A 17,556-nucleotide genomic window follows, 5' to 3' on the forward strand; every position below is an offset into this window, starting at 1 on the left:
CGTCAGATGACGCCGAGGGCGAGCATCGCATCGGCGACGCGAGTGAACCCGGCGATGTTCGCACCGACCACGTAGTCTCCCGGCACGCCGTACTCCTCGGCGGTCGCCGCCGTGCGCTCGTGAATTCCCGCCATGATCTCGGCGAGCCGCTCCTCGGTGTGCTCGAATCCCCACGAGTCGCGCGACGCGTTCTGCTGCATCTCGAGCGCCGACGTCGCGACGCCTCCGGCATTCGCGGCCTTGCCGGGCCCGAAGAGCACGCCGGCGTCACGCAGCACCCGCAGCGCCCCGGGCGTCGTCGGCATGTTCGCGCCCTCGGCGACGGCGACGACGCCGGCCGAGACGAGCTTCGCGGCCTGCGCCTCGGAGAGTTCGTTCTGCGTCGCGCAGGGCAGGGCCACGTCGATGCGCTCGGTGCTCTCGATGTCCCACACGGATGCCCCCGGCAGGAACTTCACCCGCCCGCCGCGCTCGTCGGCGTAGACCGAGATGCGCTCGCGGCGCCGCTCCTTGATGTCGCGCAGCAGGTCGAGGTCGATGCCGTCGGGGTCGTGGATGGCGCCCGAGGAGTCGGACGCGCCGACGACGCGGCCGCCGAGGGCGTGCACCTTCTCGATCGCGTAGACGGCGACATTGCCCGAACCCGAGACGAGCACGCGCGCGCCGTCGAAGGAGCGGCCCCGCGTCGCGAGCATGTGCTCCGTGAAGTAGACGGCGCCGTAGCCGGTCGCCTCGGTGCGCACGAGCGAGCCGCCCCAGGTGACGCCCTTGCCGGTGAGCACACCCGACTCGTAGCGGTTCGTGATGCGCTTGTACTGGCCGAACAGGTAGCCGATCTCACGTGCACCGACGCCGATGTCGCCGGCCGGCACATCCGTGTACTCGCCGATGTGCCGGTAGGCCTCGGTCATGAACGACTGGCAGAACCGCATGATCTCGCCGTCACTGCGACCCTTCGGGTCGAAGTCGCTGCCGCCCTTGCCGCCGCCGATCGGCATGCCGGTCAGCGCGTTCTTGAAGACCTGCTCGAAGCCGAGGAACTTGACGGTGCCGAGCAGCACCGACGGGTGGAAGCGCAAGCCGCCCTTGTACGGGCCGAGTGCCGAGTTGAACTGCACGCGGAATCCGCGGTTGATGCGCACCTGGCCGGCATCGTCGACCCACGGCACCCGGAAGATGATCTGCCGCTCGGGCTCGCAGATGCGTTCCAGAATCGAGGCCTCGACGTACTGGGGGTTCTTGTCGAGCACGCGACCGAGTGAGTCGAAGACCTCGCGCACGGCCTGGTGGAACTCGACCTCGCCGGGATTTCGCCGCAGCGTGTCCGCGTAGATGTCTTCGATGGTGGTGCGGTTCTGCAACGCGCGCCCTTCTGCTGTCGACGGATGCCACGGGTGCGTGTCTCCCGCGCGGCCATCCCACACTACCCAGTGTTGAGGAAGCCTCCGCACGTGTGACGTGCCACGTGCCCGCCCACGACGCTCGCGACGCGCTGCGGCTCAGACGCGCGCCGGCACCGCCGATGCTCGCCCTCGTGCGTGCTCGGTGTCGCGCATGCCGAGGGTCGAGACGCCGATGCCGAAGGTGACGAAGTCACTCGTCGGCCGCACGCCGACGCCGATGAGCGCCCCGCGTTCGCCGTCGCTGAGCTCGAGCCCGTGCACGAGCGCGTCGTGCACGGGCCCCGGAAGCTCTGCGGCGGGCACGATCTCGGCGACGCCCGAGAACGTGATCGTCGCTGCGGGCACCTTGACCCGCGGTGCGAACGGGATGCGCTTCGGAATCGGCACCGTCACCGAGACACGGGGATCGGCCGCGATGTGGCGGGCCTTGAACTCCCGTTCGTTCGTCGTGAACCAGAGCCGGCCGTCGTCGACGACGTGCATGACGCCCGCGGTGCGCGCTTCGCCGCGCACGGACACCATGCCGACGACCATGAAGTTCACGCTGTTGATCGCCTTCCAGACGTCGGCGCTCGTGATGTCGACCATGTCATTCCTCCTCGAACTTTACAATGTCAAGTCCATCGTGAAGACCGACGTTACGCGCGCCGCTTGACGATGTCAAGTAGTCTGGTCGGCGAAGGGATGACAATGACCGAGACGATGCCGCAGCCCGCAGTTGCGCCCGGCGCACCCGCCACGCCCCGCGCCCCCGCCACGCCCGGCGCACCCGGTCGGGCGGCGCTGCTCCGGGCGATGGAGGAGCTTGCCCGCGAGCACGGCGTGAACAACGTGGGCCTTCGCGAAGTCGCCCGCCGCGCCGGGCTCTCGCACGCGGCGCCGACGCATTTCTTCGGCAGTCGTGAAGGCATGATCCGGGCCCTCGCCATCGAGGGGCTCACGCTGCTCGACGACGAGCTCTGCGCCGCGCAGGAGCTCGCGGCCCACCTGCCCGGTCGCGAACGACTCGTCGCCGATTCGGTCGAGTTCGTCGCCTTCGCGCTTCGGCACCCCGCCCACTTCGATGCGATGTTCCGCACGCCCTCGTCGGCGCAGGGCGACGACGCGCTCGACCGGGCGCGCATTGCGGCCCTCGACGGCCTGCGGGCGCTCGTCGTGCAGGTGCACGAGTCGGGCGAGATCGGCGGCGATGCCGAGACGACCTTTCTGCAGCTCTGCGCGATGAGCCACGGCGTCGCCTCGCTCGCCGTCGATGGCCTGCTGCACGGCTTCGGCGAGCTCGCCGCGGCAGACGACGTGGTCGAACGCATCATCCGCGCTCAGATCGCGCAGTTGCCGTAGCCGTCACCGCCCGAGACGCGCTCCGCCTGCATTCGGCCGGCGCGCCGCGGCATCCCCTCTGAAAGGATTGCGTCATGACGGACGCCCCGCTGCTCGTGACCGTGCCCGGCCGGACCCTGCTGAACGCGCTCGGCTCGCCGCCGCCCGGTGCCGAGGTGCAGATCTGGGACCTCACGGGCGCCCCGCCCGCCGCGCACATCGACCTCGTCGTTCCGCCGTACATGGGCGCGGCCGCGCGACTCGGAGCACTCGACGACGTGACGGCACAGCTCGTGCAGTCGCAGTCGATCGGCTACGACGACGTGCCAGACGCCCTGCCGGCCGGCCACGTCTTCGCCAACGCCGCGAGCGTGCACGAGACGTCGACCGCCGAGCTCACGCTCGCACTCATCCTCGCCTCGCAGCGCGGCATCCCCGATTTCGTACGCGCGGCCGGCGAGGGCCGCTGGGCGCCGGTGCGCAACGAGAGCCTCGCCGATCGGCGAGTGCTGCTCCTCGGCTACGGCGGCGTCGGGCGGGCGATCGAAGCGCGCCTCGCGCCCTTCGAGGTCGAGCTCACCAGGGTCGCCAGTCACGCCCGTTCCGACGAGCGGGGCTTCATCCGCGGCATCGACGAGCTGCCGACGCTGCTTCCGAACGCCGACGTCGTCATCGTCGCCGTGCCGCTGAACGAGTCGACGACGGGGCTCGTCGACGCCGCCTTCCTCGCCGCCCTGCCCGACGATGCCCTCGTCGTGAACATCGCGCGCGGCAAGGTCGCCGACACCGAGGCGATCCTCGCCGAGGCGAAGCCCGGCCGACTCCGCTTCGCGCTCGACGTCACCGATCCCGAGCCGTTGCCGACGGGGCATCCGCTCTTCGCACTGCCGAATGTGCTCGTGAGTCCGCACGTGGGCGGGGCCACGACCGCGATGATGCCCCGCATGGCGAGGCTGCTGCGAGAGCAGATCGAGCGGATGCTGCGCGGCGATGCGCCCCTCAACGTCGTGTACCGCAGCTGAGCTGCGAGGCACGGCTCACACCGACATGCGCATGCTTGTGCATGCCTGCGCATGCGCGTATCCTCGAGCCATGGCCACCCTCGACCGTCGCGTGCAGGTGCTCTTCGAGCCCGAGCAGTACGCCGCCCTCGAGGCCGAGGCGGCGGCGGCGCACATGAGTGTCGGTGCGCTCATCCGCGAGGCCGTCGATGAGCGCCTCGCGCGCCGCCGCCGTGACGCGCGCGCCGCACTCGATGCACTGTGGGCGAGGGCCGACGAGCAGCCGGCGCGTGGGCCGATCGACTGGGCCGCCGAGAAGGAATCGATGGAACGCCCGTTCTTGCGCGAGATCCCGTGAGCCCGACGGTCATGGAGCGCGCGGTGCTCATCGACTCCGCCGTCGTGATCTACGCGCTCGCTCCGGATGACCCGCGCAGCGCCCCCTGCCGGAGCCTCCTCACCGAAGTGATGGTCGGGCGCGGCCGCGGCTACGCGAGCGTCGAGATGATCCAAGAGGTCGTGCACCATCGCATGCGCCGCACGGCCGATCGGCGCCTCGCCATCGCCGACGGCCGCGATCTCATGACCGGGCTCATGGTCCTCGACTTCGACCGCGAGGTGCTCGACCTCTCGCTCGACCTGATCGCACGCGTTCCGACGATCCGCGGGCGCGACGCGGTGCACGCCGCGACCGCCCTCGCCTACGGCATCGATACCATCGCATCGCCCGATCGCGCTTTCGACGGCATTCCGGGGCTTCGGCGCCTCGATCCGCTGGCTGCGCCGTGACCACCGCGCCGTTCGGCCAGGGCATCGCGGCACGGGCGGCCCGCCGCCTGATCAGTTGCGCCGTCGGTACTCGGAACCGGGGCCGTAGATGATGATGCCTGCGACCGGGATCATGACGAACCAGATCCACGACCACGCGTAGCTTCCGAAATGCCCCGTGAGGAAGAACAGGCCCAGCGCGATGAACGGAACGAGCGCCATGATGGTCGCACCGATCGCGCCGCCGAGCGGTTGCGGACCCCGGCGTCCGCGCTCCTCAGGCGCAGACGCCGGCCCCGCCGAGACGGGTGACGTGTACGCCGGCGTGGGGGCCGGCGGTGGTGTGAGCGCGTCCGGCGGTGACGCGAACGCGGCAGACGGCGCCGCGCCGCGCCCGTCGGAGGGCAGATCGGCGAAGAGCGGTGCGAGGTCGCCGTACGTCACGGCGGCCCGGGCCGCAGATGCACGCTCGGCGTACTCCGATGGCGAGAAGCGCCCTTCGGCCTGCGCCTCCGCCAGTCGCGCCACTGCCGCGTCGCGCTCGGCATTGCTGAGCCGGAGTTCGGGCCTGGCGGGATTCGCGTAGTCGGTCATCCCCCCACTCTGGCGCAGAGGCATCCGCACTACCACCCCCGCATTCCGAACTCCCTCGGGCGTTCGCGCAGCCGTGAGGCATAGGGTCGAGGCATGGCCACTTCGGCAGAACCCCGCGTCGCCCTCTACTTCGACTTCGACAACATCATCATCTCGCGATACGACCAATTGCACGGCGACAACGCGTACCGCAAAGACACCTCGCGCGGCAAGGCGCCCGCCGCCGGAACGCAGACCGCGAAGAAGCTCACCGAGGCGACCGTCGACATCGACGCTGTGCTCGACTTCGCGGCGACGTTCGGCACGATCGCGATCGCACGCGCCTACGCCGACTGGTCGGGGCCGATCAACGCGAGCTATCGCGGCCAGCTCATCGACCGCGCGGTCGACCTCGTGCAGCTCTTCCCGCTGTCGGCGACGAAGAACGGCGCCGACATCCGCCTCGCCGTCGACGCGGTCGAAGACATGTTCCGCATCGACGATCTCTCGCACATCGTCATCGTCGCGGGCGACTCCGACTACGTCGCGCTCGCGCAGAAGGCCAAGCGCCTCGGCCGCTATGTCGTCGGCATCGGCGTTGCGGGCGGCACGAGCCGCGCGCTCACCGCGGCCTGCGACGAGTACGCCGACTACGACACGCTGCTTGCGACTGATTCGGCGGTCACCGATGAAGCAGCGGATGCCGCGCCGGACGCCGCCGCGTCGAGCACCACGTCGGGCCGCAGAACCCGAGCGAAGAAGTCGGAGACGGCCGCGACGACCGCCGGGCAGACGACCGAACCGGCCGCAGCACCGGTCGCAGAACCGGCGCCCGCCCGACGGCGCCGCGCCACGACGAAGACGGTCACGGATGCCGCCGCCGAGGTGCCGATCGAGACGACGGAGTCGCCCGAACCGCCCTCGAAGCGCACCTCGGCCAGGGCGCTGCAGTTCGTGGCGCCCGCCGAACCCGCGTCGGCCGACGATTCCGACGGCAGCCCGCGCAACCCCGGCCGGCTCCTCGTCAAGGCGCTCGAACTGCTCCACGCGAAGAACGACGAGGAGTGGCAGTCGTCGAGCACGGTGAAGAACCAGATGATGCGCATGGATCCGAGCTTCCAGGAGCGCCGCCTCGGCTTCGCCTCGTTCACCGACTTCCTGCGGTCGCGCGGCGGGGTCGTCGAGGTCGATGAGTCCGGTCGGGGCCGCGTGCGCATCCGGCCGAAGAAGGACTGAACTGCGGCGAAACCCCGATGGTTCGCCCGCCGGTTGCGAACCTGCGCTCGTGTGGTCTGACCACACGTGCTAGTGTGGTCTGACCACATGGCGGAGCGGGCGAAGGGCGGGCGCATGACGGGCGGCACGGGCGCTGAGGCATCCGACGCACCGCGCGCCTGGCGCACCGTGCTCGAGCACGTCGAGACACGGTTGCTCGATGGCGCACTGCGCCCCGGCGATCGCCTGCCCGGCGAGCGAGCCCTCTCGGCCGAACTCGGCGTCGGCCGCTCGAGCGTGCGCGAGGCGCTGCGCGTGCTCGAGGTGCTGGGGCTCATCCGCACGGCCGCGGGCTCCGGCCCGAGCTCCGGCGCCATCATCATCGCGACGCCCGGCGGCGGCATGTCTGCGCTCATGCGCCTGCAGGTCGCTGCGAGCGGATTCCCCGTCGCCGACATCGTGCGCATGCGCCTCATCCTCGAGACCTCGGTCGCGGGCGATCTCGCCGAGGCGTCCGACACGACCGCCACGACCGAGGCATCCGACCTGTCAGGTGCGACCGCGACCCCTCCCGACCTCGCCCCCGCCGAACTCCTGCTCGACGCCATGGACTCCCCCGACCTCGCGCCCACCGAGTTCCTCGCCCTCGACGCGGCCTTCCACCTGGCGCTCGCCGAGGCTTCCGGAAACCACGTGGTCACCGCGACGATGGCGGGCCTCCGCAGCGGCATCGAGGGATACGCCCTCGACGGCCTCGCCGTGATCACCGACTGGCACGCGACATCAACCCGGCTGCGCAGCGAGCACCGCGGCATCGTCGAGGCGATCAGACGAGCGGATGCCGCATCCGCTCGCGCCAGAACCCACGACCACATCTCGGGCTACTACGCCGAGACGTTCATCGACACCCACTGAAGCGACGAAAGCGAGCATCGCCACCATGGTCAAGCGCCAGTTCCCCAACCCGAAAGAACTCGCCGAGCTCATTCGCTTCAAGGCACCGACGCTGAACGCGAAGCGGCGCCGCCTCGACCGGGCGCTCACGATCCACGACCTGCGCGACATCGCGAAGCGCCGCACGCCGAAGGCCCCGTTCGACTACACCGAGGGTGCCGCCGAGGGTGAGATCTCGCTCGGGCGCGCCCGCCAGGCGTTCGAGGACATCGAGTTCCACCCGGCGATCCTGCGCAACGTGCCGGTGGTCGACATGAGTCGCGAGGTGCTCGGCGGCCCTTCCGCCCTGCCGTTCGGCATCGCCCCGACGGGCTTCACGCGCATGATGCAGACCGAGGGTGAGACCGCCGGCGCCGGCGCGGCGGGCGCTGCCGGCATCCCGTTCACCCTGTCGACCATGGGCACGACGTCGATCGAAGACGTGAAGTCGGCCAACCCGGACGGCCGCAACTGGTTCCAGCTCTACGTGATGCGCGACCGCGAGCGCTCCTACGAGCTCGTGCGGCGTGCGGCCGCCGCGGGCTTCGACACCCTCTTCTTCACCGTCGACACCCCGGTCTCCGGAGCGCGCCTGCGCGATGTGCGCAACGGCTTCTCGATCCCGCCGCAGCTCACGCCCGCGACCGTGATCAACGCGATCCCCCGCCCCGAATGGTGGGTCAACTTCCTCACGACCCCGAAGCTCGAGTTCGCCTCGCTCTCATCGACCGGGGGCACCGTCGGAGAGCTCATCGACGGCATGTTCGATCCCACCATCTCGTTCGACGACCTCGCCACGATTCGCGACCTGTGGCCGGGCAAGATCGTGGTGAAGGGCGTGCAGACCATCGAAGACGCGAAGCTCCTCGCGGGCAGGGGCGTCGACGGCATCGTGCTCTCGAACCACGGCGGCCGCCAGCTCGACCGGGCGCCGATCCCCTTCCATCTGCTGCCGCACGTCGTGCGCGAGGTCGGCTCCGACATGGAGGTGCACCTCGACACCGGCATCATGTCGGGCGCCGACATCGTCGCATCCATCGCCCTCGGCGCCCGCTTCACCCTCATCGGCCGCGCCTACCTCTACGGCCTCATGGCCGGTGGCCGCGAGGGCGTCGACAAGACGATCTCGATCCTCGGGGCGCAGATCGAGCGCACCATGAAGCTGCTCGAGGTGTCGACGCTCGATGAGCTCGGCCCGCAGCACGTCACGCAGTTGTCACGCTTCACGGCGCTGCCGAAACCGGCGACGGATGCCGCGGAGGCCGCGGTGTCATCCAAGGCCCGGGCCGTGCGCACGCCGCGACCAGCCTCGGCATCCACAGGAAACTCTCGAGCGAAGCTGCATCCGAGCACGTAGGCTCGTTGATCGTGTACCCCGTTCGGGTGCCATCTGAGACGTCCGCGGTCGCGGATGCGAACGTCGATGCAGGAGGGTGAAACGTATGGGGCGGCACAGCTATCGGGCATCGTGGCTGCCCGCGCGTCGCTGGTTGATCGGAGCCGGCGCCCTGCTTCTCGTCGGCGGCCTGTCGATCACCGGCGTCGTGCTCAGCGGGCCGGATATCCCCGCCGAGACGGCGGCCGACACGCTGACCGCCGGCTCCGAGCCGGCGCGGCACGACGCGGCGAAGCGCTCCGCGTCCGCCGTGGCGGAGTCCACGCCCACGTCGGCCGAGGTGCCCGCGCCCGAGGCCACCTCTCCGACTCAACCGGCCCCGGCGGCACCGGCCGACCCGCCCGTCGCCGCGCCTGCCCCCGCTCCCGCTCCCGCCCCGGCTCCGGCACCAGCTCCAGCTCCAGCGCCAGCGCCCGCCCCAGCCCCGGCTCCGGCGCCCGCCTCTGGAGCCACGCCCGTCGAGGCAGAGGTGCTCGCGATCGTCAATCACGAGCGTACGGCCGCGGGATGCGGACCCGTGGCCCACGACGCAGCGCTTGCGGGTGTCGCCCGAGCCCACTCCGCCGATATGGCCGCACGCGGATTCTTCGACCACACGAACCCCGACGGGCAGAGCCCGTGGGATCGCGCGGCCGCCGCCGGCATCTCGTACGCGGGCGGCGAGAACATCGCTCGCGGCCAGGCCGACGCGGCATCCGTCATGACGAGCTGGATGGACAGCCCCGGCCACCGCGCCAACATCCTCAACTGCTCGTTCACGACGCTCGGCGTCGGCGTGCACGAGGGCTCAGGCGGCCCGTGGTGGACCCAGCTGTTCGGGTACTGAGCCCCAGCCCTCAGTCGCCACCGCCCGACACTCGCCCGATATACCGCGGCACACGCTCGCGATACCGCGCATACTCGTCGCCGAACTCGCGTTCGAGGGCGCGCTCCTCGGCGAGCACGCCGCCGTGTTCGCCGAGCACCGCCGCTGGCAGGGTCGCCGTAACCCACGCCGAGGCGCGCAGCAGGCCCGCCCCGAGGTGGATGAGCCACCAGCCGACGTACATCGGGTGACGGCTGAAAGCGTGCGGGCCGGTCGTGACGAGTGACTGCGGTCGCTCGAGCTCGAACCCACCGTTCGTGTGGCGACGCCGCTCGGCGAGCGCCCAGACGGTCAACGCAGCGCCCGCCGTGAGCGCGACGGCTCCCGCTGCCCGTTGCGCAGCACGCGGACCGGGCAACGATGCCGGCCGCAGCCGCTCGAGCACCAGAACCGCGATGATCCCGACGGTCTGCCCTGGCGGAAACGGCAGGTTGCGCAGCAGGCTGATCAGACCTCTCACAGAGGACGTAATAGTCACGTCTTCGTGCGACGCTGCGCGCGCTTTGGAGCGTCGTCGTCGCCCGATGTCGAGACCGATGCACCGATCACATGCGCGGCGACGAACTTCGCCATCTTCTGCGACTGCTGGGCCTGCTTGCGGCGTTGCTTGATAGTCTTCGCCCTCGCCTTCGCACGCTCGTCAGCGCTGCTCCCGACGGCCGCCGACCCGCGCGCGCCGTCGGCCGCACCGATCGGGCGGGAAACCCGCTCGAGCTTCGCCGCTGCCCGCGCTGCGCGGCGGGCCGCACGTCTCGGGGAGTCACTGCGCTCGGCTGCCACCGACTTGCGCACGGACCGCGCGTCGGCAACGGCGTCGTCCAACCGTGCTCGCCGAGCCCCCTTCGGCAGTTCTTTCGCCAGCCCTCGCGCCTCGGACTCGGCTCGCTTCAGCCGCACGATGGCGCGCTTGGCCTCGGCGCGCGCAGTCCGGTTCGGAGCACCCACGGATCAGCCCTCGTCGATCAGGTCGAGGAGTCTCTTCGCGGCATCCCGGATCTCATCGTGGTCATACTGACCGGCGCGGCTCTCGAGCGAGATCACTGCACACCGATGCACCTTCCGGAAATCGCCGTAGGGAAAGGAGTACGCCTCTTTCGTCTCTTCGTTCGCATCGTCGTCGATGCCGAGATGCCAGTGCCGGAACTCCGTCCATCCCTCGCTTTCGATGAAGCCGTTCTCCTCGTCTGCCGTGGGTGCGTCCTCGCTCCAGGCATCGCGTTCGTCGTGCACCACGTCGCCGTCGCGCACGAGCGAGCGTGCGTGTCGCAGTGCCGTCTCGTTGAGCCGTATCGCCATCGGTGTCTCCTCCCTGCCGGTCACCTTCCGGTCTACGTGACCACGGATACCTCTGCAAGGGGTTGCGGAACCGGACTCGTGCGGCCCCATGATGTAGACTGCTGGTCTAACCAGCAGTCTCAGGATGGTGATGAACATGCGAGTGCTGATCGTCGGGGCGGGTATCGCGGGCACCACGCTGGCGTACTGGCTGCGCAGATCAGGGCATGAGCCCACGCTCATCGAACGGGCGCCCCGTCTTCGTGAGGGCGGCTACGTGGTGGACTTCTGGGGTTCCGGGTTCGAGGTCGCGGACCGGATGGGGATCGTCCCCCGGCTGAGGGAGCAGGGTTACCGGTTCCGCGAAGCGCGGGAGGTGTCCGGTTCCGGCCGTCGGATCGCTCACATGGACCCCCGTCAGGTCATCGACCGTGCCGGAGACCGCTATGTCACCATCGCGCGCTCCGATCTGGCCGCCGCGATCTACGCGGCGCTGGACGGCAAGGTGGAGACGGTCTTCGACGACACCGTGCACGTGCTCGACGACGTCGGCGGCCGGGTGCGCGTGGAGTTCGCGCGCGGCGGGCCACGGGAGTTCGACCTGGTGGTCGGGGCCGACGGCCTGCACTCGCGGGTGCGCACCCTCACGTTCGGGCCGGAGTCGGAGTTCGAGCGTTCCTTGGGGATCTGCGTGGCGGTGTTCGATGTTCCCGGGTACCGGCCGCGGGAGGAGCTGGTCGCGGTCACGCACACGCAGGTCGGAGCGCAGATTCTGCGGATCGCGTTGCACGACGATGTGACGATGTTCTGCCTCACCTTCCGCTACGACGGAGATGCGCCGGTCGATGATGTGGTCGCGCAGCAGCAACTGCTCCGCACCCGGCTGCGGGACGTGGGCTGGGAGGCTCCCGAGATCCTGGCGCGGATGCCGCAGGCCCGCACGTTCTACTTCGACCGAGCCAGCCAGATCCTGATGCCGTCATGGTCGCGCGGTCGCGTGGCGCTGATCGGGGATGCCGCGGCCTGCCCGTCACTGCTTGCGGGTCAAGGTTCCGCGTTGGCGATGGTGGAGGCCTACGTGCTGGCGGCCGAACTGCACCGGGCGGGCGGGGACCACGCTGCCGCGTTCGCCGCCTACGAGCGACGACTCGCGCGGGTGGTGCGCACGAAACAGGATGCCGCAGTCGGGCTCGGCGTGGCGTTCGCCCCACGCAATCGCGCGCAGGTGCTGCTGCGCAACACCGTGTTCGGACTGATGGGTATCCCTCTCGTGGCCAGGCTCGCGATGGGCCGCAGCCTCCTCGACCCGATCCGGCTCCCGCCGCCGCCTGCTTGACTGTCGGCATGCCCCGTCCCCGTTTCGACAAGCTCCCCGCCACGCAGCAGGCCGCGATCCTGAACGTCGCGCTGGCGGAGTTCGCGGCCCATGGGTACCGTGATGCATCGTTGAATCGGATCATCGAGACCGCCGCAACCTCCAAAGGTTCGATGTACTACTACTTCGACGGCAAGGAGGACCTGTACGCGCATGTGATCCTCGTGCAGTTGCAGGGCCTGCTCCAGGAGGGCGGGCTGTCGCGCATCCCCGACGCCCATGACCCCGACTCGTTCTGGGCGGCGCTCGAGGACTACTACCTGCGACTCATGCAAATGCTCACTGCCTCCCCGCGCGTCGCCGCGCTGCTTCGAGACTGGCTCACCGGTGGCGCCCCTTCGTTGTACGACGCACGACACGACGCCGAACTGCAGGTGATGCCCTGGCTCGCTCGCACGGTCGCGGCAGGACAGGACGTCGGCGCGGTGCGCACCGACATTCCGACCGACCTCATCCTCACCCTTGCGATGGGGATGGGCCAGGCCATGGATACCTGGCTGATCACGCGCACACCCGAAGCCATCGACGTGCCGAACGCAGTCCACATCCTCATCGACACCATGCGTCGAGCTCTCGGTCCGGTCGAATCATCACCCGCAAGGCCTGAGCGGATGCCCCGGGCCCCCGACGCGGCACGGGAATGATCCGACGCGAGACACGCTTGCACCACTCATGAGCGCGACCGACGCACCACCACGCCCGGGCACCGTCGCCGAGCGCAGCATCGACGCCGTGCTGGAGAGCTTGCACTGGAGCGTGCTCGAGTTCGGCCACCGCGAACTCGCGGCGGGCACCATGCGCCTCGATGTCGAGCGCGGCATCCGCTTCCACTATGTCGCGAATGGCGAAGTGGAACTGCGACGCGACGGCGACGAGATGCTCGGCATGCAGGGCGGCGATTTCGTGATGGTGCCGAGCGGCGACCGGGTCGAGCTTCACGCCGCCCGCGACACGCTCCTGCTCAGCGGCTCGCTCGCGCTCCACGGCTCCGACGCGATCGCTCCGCGCGTCATGCCGTCGGTGTTGTTCACCTGCGGCTTCCGGGTCGACGAGCCGATCTTCGCGGCGTTGCTCGAGACGATGCACCGCGAGGCGTCGAGCGGTCGGGCGGGGCGGGTCTCAGTCATCGAGAGGCTCGCCGATGTCGTGGCATCCGCCGCCGTGCGCATCTGGCTGGAACGCGGCTGCGGCAACGCGCTGGAGTGGCTCGCCGGCTCGCGCGACCCGCACCTCGGCCGGGCTCTCGATGCGATCCACGAGCGCCCCGGCTCCCCGTGGACCGTTGAGTCGCTCGCCCGACTGGCCAGCTCCTCACGGTCGCAGTTCGCCGAGCAGTTCAAAGACGCCGTCGGCGACACCCCCGCCCGCTACGTCACTCGCGTGCGCATGGAGCGGGCGGAGCGGATGCTGCGGGCGGGCATCCCCGGTCGCCGGCATCGCCTACCAGCTCGGCTACGAGAGCGAAGCGGGCTTCAGCCGCGCGTTCCGCCGCCATTCCGGGTTCGCGCCGAGCCTGTGGCGCCGCAGTGATGAGCTCGGCTCGGCCGCCCCACCCGCTACCGTCTCCGTGCAGAGGTGAGCACGCCGGCGCCGAGCACCGCCGCGATGCCGCCGGCGATGAGAGCCGTCTGCACGCCGACCGAGTCGACGAGGAGCCCGCCGACTGCGGCGCCGATCGTGATCGAGATCTGGAACGCGGCGACCACGAGGCCGCCGACGCTTTCGAGCCGGTCAGACGCGACGCGTGCGCTCCAGGTCTGCACCATGGTGGGCACCGCACCGAAGCCGGCGCCCCAGACGAACACCGTCACGAAGGTGAGCGCGAGGTTCGAGCCGGCGAGTGCGAGCAGCACCGTTCCCGCGCCGATCGCGACCGGCGCGGCGATCACCAGCACGGGCAGCCGCCGGTCGGCGAGCAGACCCGCGACGAGGTTGCCGACGAAGCTCGCGATGCCGTAGGCCATGAGGAGCATGGCGAGGAGTGCGGGGGTGAGTCCGTCGATCGTCTCGAATACCGGCCGCAGGTAGGTGAACCCCATGAAGTGGCCACCGGCGATCAGGACGATCGCGAGGATGCCGATGGCGACGATCGGCGAGCGCGCGGTCTGCACCAGCGTGCGGAAGCCGGGGGCTCCGCTCGGAGGGATCGACGGCAGCGTTGCGAGTTGCGCGACGAGTGTCAGCACACCGGCCGCAGCCGCGCCGAAGAACACGGCCCGCCACCCGAACAGCTCACCGAAATACGCGCCGGCCGGCACCGCGGCGATCGTCGCGAGCGAGACGCCCATGTTCACGACGGTCATCGCGCGGCCGAGACGGTCGGCCGGCACGAGCTGCGCCGTGACGGCCAGCGACATCGCCCAGAACCCCGAGAGTGCGATTCCGAGGAGCAGGCGCGACGCGAGCATGAGGCCGAACGCCGGCGAGATCGCGACGAGCACGTTCGAGACGATGGCGAGTATCGTCAGGCCCGCCATGACCCACCGGCGATCCACCCGGGGCAGCGCCGAGACGACGAGCGGTCCGCCGATGATGCCGATGACGCTCGTCGCGGTCACGAGCTGGCCGGCCGCGCCCTCGGTGATTCCGAGTCCGGCCGCGATCGGCGAGAGCAGGCTCGCCGGCAGGAACTCGCTCGCGACGAGAGTGAAGATCCCGAGGCCGAGCGAGACGACCGCGAGCCACGCGGCCGGTCGACCGACCTGCGTCGCCGGTTCAGTCGCGGCATCCGGTGACTGCGACGGCGTCGTCAGTGTGTTCGTGGGCATGGCACTCCTTCGAGGTCGACCACCAGCCTCCCGCGGCGCGGCGCAGCGCACCCGACCGATCGTCGCCTCGACCCGACCGTTGCTCCGGAATACGACCGGCGCGCCCGTCAGGCGCGAGAACGCCGTGCGGTCGACCCGCCGCGGGCGGGCTGCGGCGCGGGGTGCCGCCGGAACCGGCTCCGGATGCCCCATCCGGTGACCCGCAACATCGCCTCGATCACGATCGCGGGACTCATCTTCGAGCGCCCCTTGACCCGCTCGACGAAAGTCACCGGCACCTCCACGACGACGAGACCTGCCTCGCGCGCGTGCCACAGCATGTCGACCTGGAATCCGTAGCCGCGGGTGTGCACATCGTCGAGCCGGATGCGGCGCAGCGCGTCGGCGCGGAACGCCCGGTAGCCCGCCGTGACATCCCGGGTCGGCAGACGGAGCACCCAACGCGCGTAGGCGCTGCCGCCGCGGGAGAGCCATTGACGGTGGCGCGGCCAGTTCTCGATCGAGCCGCCGTCGATCCAGCGGGAGCCGATGACGAGGTCGACCAGCGGGGTGGCACGGGCTGTCTCCGGCGCATCGACGCCGAGAGCCCCCGGCGCCCCGAGGGCGTCGAGCAGGGTCGGCAGCTGCTCGGGCAGGTGCGAGCCGTCGGCGTCCATCTGCACGATCGGGTCGAAGCCCTCGGCGAGCGCCCACCCGAACGCATCGAGGTACGCCGCCCCGAGACCGTTCTTCTCGGTGCGATGCAGCACCTGCACCGAGGCATCCGTCGCCGCCAACTCGTCGGCGATGCGGCCCGTGCCGTCGGGCGAGGAGTCGTCGACGATCAGCACGGAGGCCTCTGGCACGGCTACGCGCACGCGTTCGACGATCATCGCGATGTTCTCACGCTCGTTGTAGGTGGGAATCACCACCAGGGCTCGGGTCACCCCTCCGAATCTAGTCGCCCCCTCCCCCATCACCGTTCTCAGGAGATTTTGGGGCTCGGATGCCTCGGAGGGGGGATTTCTCCTGAGAAGAGGTTGATTTCGGAGTGTGGTTCCTGAAAAGAGCGACTTCGGGTGTGAAGAGAGTGGCTGCGGGTAGGAGAAGGGGCGGAGGAGGCGGTCAGCGCACGCCAGACATGAGCTTCAGCACACCGCGGCTGCCGACCGCGAGTGCGATGCCGAGCACGATCGCGATGGCCCCGAGCACGCCGAAGTAGACGACCTCGGTGTCGGAGGAGTAGAACGTGGCGAGCTGGCCCGAGATCGCCGTGCCGAGCGAGACCGACAGGAAGAACAGCGCCACCATCTGCGTGTGGAACACCTTCGGTGCGAGCTTGGTCGTGACCGAGAGGCCGACCGGCGACAGCAGCAGTTCGGCGACGGTGAACACGAAGAGGATGCCGATGATCGCCAGCAGCGGCGTCGAATTCGCCGCGCCGCCGGCGAACGGGATGAACAACAGGAAGGCGACGCCCATGATCGCGGTGCCGAGCGCGAACTTGATCGGCGTCGACGGCTGCCGGTCGCCGAGCTTCGTCCAGATCGCCGCGAAGACACCCGACAGGATGATGATGAAGATCGGGTTGATCGACTGCACCCACGAGACCGGCATCTCCCAACCGAACAGGTCGCGGTTGAGCTGCTTGTCGGAGTAGATCGTGAGCACCGTGAACTGCTGCTGGTAGAGCGACCAGAACGCGACGCTCGCGATGAAGAGCGGAATGAACCCGAACACGCGGCTGCGCTCGATCGAGGTGATGCGCGAACTCGTGAGAATGACCACGAAGTACCCGACAGCGGCCACGATCACCGCGCCGACCACCCAGGTGACGAGGTTCGTCGCGTTCACGAGGCCCGTGAGCACGAGCACGACGATGACCACGACGGATGCCGCGGCGCACCCGATGACGAGGCCGATGCGGTCGCGGGGCAGCGGGTTCGGCACGACGGATGCCTCCGGCGGGAGGCGCTTGCGCCCGAACGAGTACTGGATGAGCCCGATCGCCATGCCGACGGCCGCGAGCCCGAAGCCCCAGTGGAACCCGAGCGTCGACGCGAGCAACCCCGTCAGAATCGGCCCGAAGAAGGCGCCGAGGTTGATGCCGAGGTAGAAGATCGAGAACCCGGCGTCGCGGCGAGGATCGTGTTCGGAGTAGAGCGTGCCGACCACGCTCGTGGCGTTGGCCTTCAGCCCGCCCGAGCCGAGCGCCACGAGGATCAGGCCGACGCCGACACCGAAGAATCCCGGCAGGAGCGCCAGGGCGATGTGCCCGGCCATGATCACGATGGCGCTGTAGAAGAGCACCCGCTCGCTGCCGAGCAGGCGGTCGGCGATCCATGCGCCGAGGATCGTGGAGAGGTAGACCGCGCCGCCATAGGCGCCGACGATGCCGGCCGCGGCAGTCTCCTCCATGCCGAGTCCGCCCTCGGCCACCGAGTAGTACAGGTAGATGAGGAGGATGCCCTGCATGCCGTAGAAGCTGAACCGCTCCCACATCTCGACGCCGAAGACGTTCGCCAGCGACCGCGGCTGCCCGAAGAAGCCGTGGTCGCCCCGGGTATCGCGCGACGAGTCGCCTTCGCCGGTTCCCCTCGGCTCGGGCGGCCCGTACTCCCCCGGAGCAGGTTCGGTGACACTGCCCATGACGGCAACCATACTCCCGCTTGCGGGCCCCCGAAC

General features: G+C 69.9%; 20 protein-coding genes. 11 read left to right on the top strand and 9 right to left on the bottom strand.

Annotated features, from left to right (window positions below):
- Nucleotides 1–2 precede the first annotated feature (2 nt).
- Together gdhA and FHG54_RS00840 are read right to left on the bottom strand one after the other, a co-directional pair.
- Entirely contained in the window at nucleotides 3–1,361 is a 1,359-nt protein-coding gene (gdhA, locus tag FHG54_RS00835) for an NADP-specific glutamate dehydrogenase (RefSeq protein WP_139415465.1), read from the bottom strand.
- A gap of 138 nt (nucleotides 1,362–1,499) precedes the next feature.
- Entirely contained in the window at nucleotides 1,500–1,991 is a 492-nt protein-coding gene (locus FHG54_RS00840) for a pyridoxamine 5'-phosphate oxidase family protein (RefSeq protein WP_139415466.1), read from the bottom strand.
- Between the two features lie 102 nt (nucleotides 1,992–2,093).
- On the opposite strand from FHG54_RS00840, the gene FHG54_RS00845 reads away from it, so the two are divergent.
- From FHG54_RS00845 to FHG54_RS00860, 4 genes are all read left to right on the top strand, one after another.
- On the top strand, nucleotides 2,094–2,744 hold the full coding sequence (locus FHG54_RS00845; protein WP_168197048.1) for a TetR/AcrR family transcriptional regulator: 651 nt from the start codon (nucleotides 2,094–2,096) through the stop codon (nucleotides 2,742–2,744).
- Between the two features lie 74 nt (nucleotides 2,745–2,818).
- Complete coding sequence (locus FHG54_RS00850; RefSeq protein ID WP_139415468.1) at nucleotides 2,819–3,745, top strand: 2-hydroxyacid dehydrogenase; 927 nt, start codon at nucleotides 2,819–2,821, stop codon at nucleotides 3,743–3,745.
- 70 nt (nucleotides 3,746–3,815) lie between these two features.
- The gene (locus tag FHG54_RS00855) at nucleotides 3,816–4,082 is read left to right on the top strand and encodes a ribbon-helix-helix protein, CopG family (protein ID WP_168197049.1); all 267 of its coding nucleotides are present in this window, start codon (nucleotides 3,816–3,818) and stop codon (nucleotides 4,080–4,082) included.
- Nucleotides 4,079–4,513, top strand: coding sequence for a type II toxin-antitoxin system VapC family toxin (locus FHG54_RS00860; RefSeq protein ID WP_139415470.1), 435 nt, complete (start codon nucleotides 4,079–4,081; stop codon nucleotides 4,511–4,513). Before FHG54_RS00855 ends, FHG54_RS00860 begins: the two co-directional genes overlap by 4 nt.
- Before the next feature lie 51 nt (nucleotides 4,514–4,564).
- Here the strand turns inward: FHG54_RS00860 and FHG54_RS00865 are convergent, their stop codons facing one another.
- On the bottom strand, nucleotides 4,565–5,086 hold the full coding sequence (locus FHG54_RS00865) for a DUF1707 SHOCT-like domain-containing protein (RefSeq protein ID WP_168197050.1): 522 nt from the start codon (nucleotides 5,084–5,086) through the stop codon (nucleotides 4,565–4,567).
- Between the two features lie 93 nt (nucleotides 5,087–5,179).
- Here FHG54_RS00865 and FHG54_RS00870 point away from each other — a divergent pair, with 93 nt between their 5' ends.
- From FHG54_RS00870 to FHG54_RS00885, 4 genes are all read left to right on the top strand, one after another.
- Nucleotides 5,180–6,301, top strand: a complete 1,122-nt coding sequence (locus FHG54_RS00870; protein ID WP_139415472.1) for an NYN domain-containing protein — start codon at nucleotides 5,180–5,182, stop codon at nucleotides 6,299–6,301.
- An 87-nt stretch (nucleotides 6,302–6,388) separates the two neighbouring features.
- Nucleotides 6,389–7,195 carry a FadR/GntR family transcriptional regulator gene (locus FHG54_RS00875; protein WP_233437824.1) on the top strand — a complete coding sequence of 269 codons (807 nt, stop codon included), beginning with the start codon at nucleotides 6,389–6,391 and terminating at the stop codon, nucleotides 7,193–7,195.
- 25 nt (nucleotides 7,196–7,220) lie between these two features.
- The gene (locus FHG54_RS00880; protein ID WP_139415473.1) at nucleotides 7,221–8,570 is read left to right on the top strand and encodes an alpha-hydroxy acid oxidase; all 1,350 of its coding nucleotides are present in this window, start codon (nucleotides 7,221–7,223) and stop codon (nucleotides 8,568–8,570) included.
- Nucleotides 8,571–8,655: 85 nt separating this feature from the next.
- Entirely contained in the window at nucleotides 8,656–9,435 is a 780-nt protein-coding gene (locus FHG54_RS00885) for a CAP domain-containing protein (RefSeq protein ID WP_139415474.1), read from the top strand.
- A gap of 10 nt (nucleotides 9,436–9,445) precedes the next feature.
- On the opposite strand, the gene FHG54_RS00890 is transcribed toward FHG54_RS00885, so the two are convergent.
- Genes FHG54_RS00890 through FHG54_RS00900 form a run of 3 tightly spaced genes read right to left on the bottom strand, consistent with a single transcriptional unit; the run spans nucleotide 9,446 to nucleotide 10,770 of the window.
- Nucleotides 9,446–9,934, bottom strand: a complete 489-nt coding sequence (locus FHG54_RS00890) for a methyltransferase family protein (RefSeq protein ID WP_233437825.1) — start codon at nucleotides 9,932–9,934, stop codon at nucleotides 9,446–9,448.
- A gap of 14 nt (nucleotides 9,935–9,948) precedes the next feature.
- On the bottom strand, nucleotides 9,949–10,419 hold the full coding sequence (locus tag FHG54_RS00895) for a hypothetical protein (RefSeq protein WP_139415476.1): 471 nt from the start codon (nucleotides 10,417–10,419) through the stop codon (nucleotides 9,949–9,951).
- A gap of 3 nt (nucleotides 10,420–10,422) precedes the next feature.
- Nucleotides 10,423–10,770 carry a hypothetical protein gene (locus FHG54_RS00900; RefSeq protein WP_139418225.1) on the bottom strand — a complete coding sequence of 116 codons (348 nt, stop codon included), beginning with the start codon at nucleotides 10,768–10,770 and terminating at the stop codon, nucleotides 10,423–10,425.
- A gap of 136 nt (nucleotides 10,771–10,906) precedes the next feature.
- Here FHG54_RS00900 and FHG54_RS00905 point away from each other — a divergent pair, with 136 nt between their 5' ends.
- The 3 genes from FHG54_RS00905 to FHG54_RS00915 are packed head-to-tail and all read left to right on the top strand — an operon-like array spanning nucleotide 10,907 to nucleotide 13,654.
- Nucleotides 10,907–12,085 carry an FAD-binding domain gene (locus FHG54_RS00905; protein WP_139418226.1) on the top strand — a complete coding sequence of 393 codons (1,179 nt, stop codon included), beginning with the start codon at nucleotides 10,907–10,909 and terminating at the stop codon, nucleotides 12,083–12,085.
- A gap of 8 nt (nucleotides 12,086–12,093) precedes the next feature.
- Nucleotides 12,094–12,768 (top strand): TetR/AcrR family transcriptional regulator, encoded by a 675-nt coding sequence (locus FHG54_RS00910; protein WP_139415477.1) that lies wholly within the window; start codon nucleotides 12,094–12,096, stop codon nucleotides 12,766–12,768.
- Between the two features lie 28 nt (nucleotides 12,769–12,796).
- The gene (locus FHG54_RS00915; RefSeq protein WP_139415478.1) at nucleotides 12,797–13,654 is read left to right on the top strand and encodes a cupin domain-containing protein; all 858 of its coding nucleotides are present in this window, start codon (nucleotides 12,797–12,799) and stop codon (nucleotides 13,652–13,654) included.
- A gap of 26 nt (nucleotides 13,655–13,680) precedes the next feature.
- Here FHG54_RS00915 and FHG54_RS00920 read toward each other — a convergent pair whose 3' ends face one another.
- From FHG54_RS00920 to FHG54_RS00930, 3 genes are all read right to left on the bottom strand, one after another.
- The gene (locus tag FHG54_RS00920; protein ID WP_168197051.1) at nucleotides 13,681–14,892 is read right to left on the bottom strand and encodes an MFS transporter; all 1,212 of its coding nucleotides are present in this window, start codon (nucleotides 14,890–14,892) and stop codon (nucleotides 13,681–13,683) included.
- A 107-nt stretch (nucleotides 14,893–14,999) separates the two neighbouring features.
- The gene (locus FHG54_RS00925) at nucleotides 15,000–15,818 is read right to left on the bottom strand and encodes a polyprenol monophosphomannose synthase (RefSeq protein WP_233437826.1); all 819 of its coding nucleotides are present in this window, start codon (nucleotides 15,816–15,818) and stop codon (nucleotides 15,000–15,002) included.
- Nucleotides 15,819–15,996: 178 nt separating this feature from the next.
- Nucleotides 15,997–17,520 (bottom strand): peptide MFS transporter, encoded by a 1,524-nt coding sequence (locus tag FHG54_RS00930; RefSeq protein ID WP_415858786.1) that lies wholly within the window; start codon nucleotides 17,518–17,520, stop codon nucleotides 15,997–15,999.
- Between the last annotated feature and the right edge of the window lie 36 nt (nucleotides 17,521–17,556).

Origin of the sequence: Agromyces laixinhei, from assembly GCF_006337065.1 — a bacterium.
Lineage (GTDB): Bacteria > Actinomycetota > Actinomycetes > Actinomycetales > Microbacteriaceae > Agromyces > Agromyces laixinhei.